Consider the following 6,353-nt stretch of genomic DNA (forward strand, 5'->3'; position numbering starts at 1 on the left):
GTTCGGTGGTGGTGCGGGGGGCGGTGTAGGTGTGGTTGAGGTCGGGGCGGTGGTGGTTGGGTGTGGGGAGGGCTTTGGTGTCGATTTTGCCGTTGGGGGTGAGGGGGAGTTCGTTGAGTGTGATGTAGGTGGTGGGGATCATGTAGTGGGGGAGTTGTTGTTGGAGGTGGGTGCGGAGTTCGGTGGTGGTGGGGGTGGTTCCGGTGGTGGTGATGTAGGCGGTGAGGCGTTTGTCGCCGGGGGTGTCTTCGCGGAGGGTGACGGTGGTGGTGGTGATGTGGGGGTGGGTGGTGAGGGCGTTTTCGATTTCGCCGAGTTCGATGCGGTAGCCGCGGAGTTTGATTTGGTTGTCGATGCGGCCGATGAATTCGAGGGTGCCGTCGGGGCGCCAGGTGAGGAGGTCGCCGGTGTGGTAGGTGGTGGGGGTGTGGGGGGTGGTGGTGTTGGGGGTGAGGTGGAGGGGGTTGGGGGTGAAGCGTTGGGTGGTGAGGGTGGGTTGGTTGTGGTAGTTGCGGGCGAGGCAGGTGCCGCCGAGGAGTGCGTGTCCGGGGATGCCGATGGGTGCGGGTTGGTTGTGGTGGTCGAGGATGTAGGTGGTGGTGTTGGTGATGGGTTGGCCGAGGGTGGTGGTGTGGCCGTTGGGGTCGGGTGTGGTGGTGAGGCTCATGACGTTGGCGACGGAGCCTTCGGTGGCGCCGTATTCGTTGCTGATGGTGGTGTGGGTGGTGGTGGTGTTGAGGAGTTGGGTGGTGAGGGTGGGGGTGAGGTTTTCGCCGCCGGCGACGATGGTGGTGATGTGGTGGGTGGCGTTTTGGGTGGTGAGGTGGGCGGCGAGGATTTCGAGGTGGGAGGGGGTTGCTTTGAGGAAGCTGATGGGGGTGTTGGTGAGGATGAGGTCGATGGCGGCGTCGAATGCGCTTTCACCCGGTTGGGTGTGGGGGATGACGAGTTGGGTGCCCTGGATGAGGGGGAGGAAGAGGGCGGTGATGGTGAGGTCGAAGGTGATGGAGGAGTAGAGGATGGTGCCGATGCCGTTTGGTTGGTTGGCGGGGTAGTTCTGGTTGCACCAGTGGAGGTAGTTGACGACGCCTCGGTGTTCGAGGGCGACGCCTTTGGGTCGGCCGGTGGAGCCTGAGGTGTAGATGATGTAGGCGAGATCATCGGGCGAGGCGAGTGGCAGAGGGTTTTCCGCGGACCCGTCGGGCCATTGGGTGTCGGTGAGGAGGCGTGGGGTGTTGGCGGGGAGCCGGTCGGTGTGGTGGGTGCTGGTGATGATGAGTGGTGCTTGTGCGTCTTCGATCATGTAGGTGATGCGGTCGGTGGGGTATTCGGGGTCGAGGGGGATGAATGCGGCGCCTGCTTTGAGGATGCCGAGGAGGGTGGCGATGAGGTCGGGGGAGCGGTCGAGGCAGACGGCGATGAGGGTGTCGGGGGTGATGCCGGTGTTGCGCAGGTGGTGGGCGAGCTGGTTGGCCCGGTTGTTGAGCTGTGTGTAGGTCCACTGCTCGTCGCCGTGGGTGAGGGCCACATGGTCGGGGTTGGTGGTGACCCGGTCCTCGATGAGCTGGTGGATCGTCGCGGTATCGGGGTAGGGGCCGGTCTTCCCGTTCCAGTCGACCAGAATCTCCTGCCGCTCCCGCGCCGTCAGCATGTTCAGCTCAGCGATGCGCGCTCCGGGAGCCGCTACGACGGACTCCAGCAAGGTCCGCAGATGGCCGGCCATCCGCTCGATCGTCGCCGCGTCGAACCTGCTCCGGTCGTACACGAACCGGAACTCCATCGCACGGCCCGCCGACGCGACCAAGGTGAGCGGGTAGCCCGTGCGCTCCACGCAGTTGACCAGGCGCCGCGTCAGTCCCTCGGGGAAGTCCGACGGCTTCTGCACCACCGGGTAGTTCTCGAAGACCAGGATGGACCGGAACAGCGGTTCTCCCCGGGGGATGCTGCTGTGCTTCTGTACGTCGACGAGGTGGCAGTACTCCCACTGCCGCATCTCCAACTGCTCGTCCTGGAGATCCCGCAGCCAGTCCGCGACCCCGAGTTCACCGGTGAGCCGGCTGCGCACCGGTAGCGTGTTGATGAACAGGCCCATCATCGAGTCCACGCCGGGCAGTCCGATCGAGCGGCCCGAGATGGTCGAGCCGAACAGCACCTCGTCGCGGCGGCTGTACCGGGAGAGCAGGATCGACCACAGCCCCTGCACCAGGGTGTTCATCGTGATCCGCTGCGATCTGGCGTAGCCGCGGGCCTGCGCGAACAGGTCGGAGGGGGCGTGCACCTCGAACTCCCCGACGCCGGTGTCCCCGGTGTCCCGGTCCACGTGCAGATTGGTCGGTTCGGTGACCCCTGCCAGATACCTCGTCCAGAAGTCCGCCGAAGCGTCCCCCTGCTGGGCGTTGAGCCATTCGATGTAGCGGCGGTACGGAACGGTCGGCGGCAGAGCAGCAGACCTGCCGTCGAGCAGACTGCGGTAGAGGGCGAACAGCTCCTTCTGAAGGATCTGCACGCTCCACCCGTCCAGCAGGATGTGGTGGAACGACCAGACCACAAAACGCTTTTCCTCCGCCGCCCGCAGCACAGTCACCCGCACCAGCGGCGCCCGGGAAAGGTCGAACCCGCGCTCCCAGTCCTCCGCGAGGAAGGCGTCCAGCCGTTCCTGCTGTTCGGGCAGGCCACGCAGGTCCCGCACCTCGAAGGGCACGGGGGCCTCGCGCTGCACCACCTGCACCGGTTCCGACACGCCCTCCCACACGAACGCGCTGCGCAGAATCGAGTGTCGGTCGACGAGTTGCTGCCACGCCTGTCCGAAGAGTGCGTCGTCGAAGTCGCCTTCGACCTCTTCCGTCATCTGGACCATGTACGGGCGGGTGTCGGACGTGTCCTCCAGCGAGTGGAACAGCATCCCGAACTGCAGGGGCGAGAGCCCGTAGACGTCTTCCACGTTGTGCGTGCTCATATCGAGAACCTCTTCAGGATCGCGGCCATGTCGGTGTCACCGACGTCGGTGAGGGGGATGCCGGGTGCGGTCCGGCGGGAGTCGGCGGCGCCTTCGGTACTGCCGGCGATCAGCCCGCGCAGGTGGTTGATCATTCCGTCGCCCAGCCGCTCGACGGTGTGCCGGTCGTGCAGCGCCGCCGAGTAACCGATGTACACCCCGAACGTGTCACCCTCGACGGCCGCGGTCACGTCGAGGACGTTCCAGCGCATGCCGTCGGGGCTGATCGAGTGCCCCTTGGGCTCGTTCGCCGCGGCATACCGACCGATGCCCGGGAGATCCCGGCTGAACTGCCCCAGGTAGTTGAAGTTCACCTCAGGAACCGGCTGCCCGCCCAGGACGGACGTCACTTCGGGGGCTCCGAGGTAGCGCAGAGCGCCGTAGCCGACGCCGTTGTTCGGGATCCGGCCCAGCTGCTCCTTGACGGAGTCGAGTGAATCGAGAGGCCCGGAGCCGGGCGCCAGCCGCAGCGCGACGGGGAACACGGACGTGAACCACCCGACGGTCCGTGAAAGGTCCACGTCGGGGAAGAGATCCTCGCGGCCGTGCCCCTCCAGACCGATCAGGGTCTCGTCGTCCCCCGTCCAGTCCCGCAGCGCGTGGGCGAGGGCGGTGAGCAGCGCGTCGTTGATCCGCGTGTTGAAGACGCGGGGCACGTCCCGCAGCAGGGCGCGTGTCTCCTCGGCGGTGAGGGCCACCGCGACGGTGGACGCCGAGCCCAGTTCGTTACGACCGTTCCGGTCACGCGGGACCCGCCCGTCGGGCTTCGCCTCCGCCCAGTACGCGACCTCGGCGCCTGCCGCGCCCGAGGTCGCGAACCCGCGCAGCCGTTCCGCCCAGGCCCGGAAGGACGTCGTCTTCGCGGGGAGCCGTGGCGCCCGGCCGGCGGCGCGCTGCTCGTAGCAACTTCCCAGGTCCTCCAGGAGGATCCGCCAGGAGACCCCGTCGACCGCCAGATGGTGTACGGCGATGAGCAACCGCTGCCCCCGCTCCGCGCCCAGGTCCAGCAGGGCGCACCGCATCAACGGCCCCTTCGCCAGGTCGAGGCTCTGCTGCGTCTCTTCCGCGATTCCGAGCGACACCGACCTCAAGGCGTCGTCGGTGACGTCGGACAGGTCGTGGACGCCGAGGATGTCGGTGTCCGCCGACTCGTCCAGATACTGGCGCCAGCCGTCCTCACCGCCTTCGCACCGCAGGCGCAAGGCGTCGTGGTGCTCGATCAGGTCGGCCAGCGCCGACCTGAGGACGTCAGCGTCCAACGCGTCGGTGGCCAGCAGCTCAGCCTGGTTGAAGTGATCGAACGCCGGCAGTTCCTTCTCGAAGAACCAGTGCTGGATCGGCGTCAGGGGTACGTCACCCACCACCCGACCCTGCTCCGCGTCGACCAACGTGGTCGCGCCGGCGTGGACCGCGATCTCGGCGATCGTCTGATGCTTGAAGATCGTGCGCGGGGTGAGGTGCAGCCCGAACTTCTTCGCCCTGGCGATCATCTGGATGCTGATGATCGAGTCGCCACCCAGCTCGAAGAAGTTGTCGTGGATGCCGACGGTGTCGATGCCGAGGATGTCGCCCCAGACCGATGCGAGGGTGCGTTCGGTGGTGGTGCGGGGGGCGGTGTAGGTGTGGTTGAGGTCGGGGCGGTGGTGGTTGGGTGTGGGGAGGGCTTTGGTGTCGATTTTGCCGTTGGGGGTGAGGGGGAGTTCGTTGAGTGTGATGTAGGTGGTGGGGATCATGTAGTGGGGGAGTTGTTGTTGGAGGTGGGTGCGGAGTTCGGTGGTGGTGGGGGTGGTTCCGGTGGTGGTGATGTAGGCGGTGAGGCGTTTGTCGCCGGGGGTGTCTTCGCGGAGGGTGACGGTGGTGGTGGTGATGTGGGGGTGGGTGGTGAGGGCGTTTTCGATTTCGCCGAGTTCGATGCGGTAGCCGCGGAGTTTGATTTGGTTGTCGATGCGGCCGATGAATTCGAGGGTGCCGTCGGGGCGCCAGGTGAGGAGGTCGCCGGTGTGGTAGGTGGTGGGGGTGTGGGGGGTGGTGGTGTTGGGGGTGAGGTGGAGGGGGTTGGGGGTGAAGCGTTGGGTGGTGAGGGTGGGTTGGTTGTGGTAGTTGCGGGCGAGGCAGGTGCCGCCGAGGAGTGCGTGTCCGGGGATGCCGATGGGTGCGGGTTGGTTGTGGTGGTCGAGGATGTAGGTGGTGGTGTTGGTGATGGGTTGGCCGAGGGTGGTGGTGTGGCCGTTGGGGTCGGGTGTGGTGGTGAGGCTCATGACGTTGGCGACGGAGCCTTCGGTGGCGCCGTATTCGTTGCTGATGGTGGTGTGGGTGGTGGTGGTGTTGAGGAGTTGGGTGGTGAGGGTGGGGGTGAGGTTTTCGCCGCCGGCGACGATGGTGGTGATGTGGTGGGTGGCGTTTTGGGTGGTGAGGTGGGCGGCGAGGATTTCGAGGTGGGAGGGGGTTGCTTTGAGGAAGCTGATGGGGGTGTTGGTGAGGATGAGGTCGATGGCGGCGTCGAATGCGCTTTCACCCGGTTGGGTGTGGGGGATGACGAGTTGGGTGCCCTGGATGAGGGGGAGGAAGAGGGCGGTGATGGTGAGGTCGAAGGTGATGGAGGAGTAGAGGATGGTGCCGATGCCGTTTGGTTGGTTGGCGGGGTAGTTCTGGTTGCACCAGTGGAGGTAGTTGACGACGCCTCGGTGTTCGAGGGCGACGCCTTTGGGTCGGCCGGTGGAGCCTGAGGTGTAGATGATGTAGGCGAGATCATCGGGCGAGGCGAGTGGCAGAGGGTTTTCCGCGGACCCGTCGGGCCATTGGGTGTCGGTGAGGAGGCGTGGGGTGTTGGCGGGGAGCCGGTCGGTGTGGTGGGTGCTGGTGATGATGAGTGGTGCTTGTGCGTCTTCGATCATGTAGGTGATGCGGTCGGTGGGGTATTCGGGGTCGAGGGGGATGAATGCGGCGCCTGCTTTGAGGATGCCGAGGAGGGTGGCGATGAGGTCGGGGGAGCGGTCGAGGCAGACGGCGATGAGGGTGTCGGGGGTGATGCCGGTGTTGCGCAGGTGGTGGGCGAGCTGGTTGGCCCGGTTGTTGAGCTGTGTGTAGGTCCACTGCTCGTCGCCGTGGGTGAGGGCCACATGGTCGGGGTTGGTGGTGACCCGGTCCTCGATGAGCTGGTGGATCGTCGCGGTATCGGGGTAGGGGCCGGTCTTCCCGTTCCAGTCGACCAGAATCTCCTGCCGCTCCCGCGCCGTCAGCATGTTCAGTTCGGACAGGTGTGCGTCAGGAGTGGCTGCCACGGAAGCGGCGAGGGTGGCGAGATGGCCGGCCATCCGCTCGATCCGCGCCCGATCGAACAGATCCGTCCGATACTCCA

General features: G+C 66.1%; 2 protein-coding genes. Both read right to left on the reverse strand.

Annotated features, from left to right (window positions below; translation table 11 throughout):
* Positions 1–2,956 (reverse strand): amino acid adenylation domain-containing protein (locus ACIQM0_RS39225; protein ID WP_401296015.1); only part of this gene is annotated, 2,956 nt, incomplete at its 3' end.
* Positions 2,953–6,353: amino acid adenylation domain-containing protein (locus ACIQM0_RS39230; protein ID WP_401296018.1), on the reverse strand; the 3,401-nt coding region annotated here is incomplete at its 5' end. The genes ACIQM0_RS39230 and ACIQM0_RS39225, both read right to left, overlap by 4 nt.

The organism is Streptomyces sp. NPDC091387 (assembly GCF_044756945.1).
GTDB lineage: Bacteria > Actinomycetota > Actinomycetes > Streptomycetales > Streptomycetaceae > Streptomyces.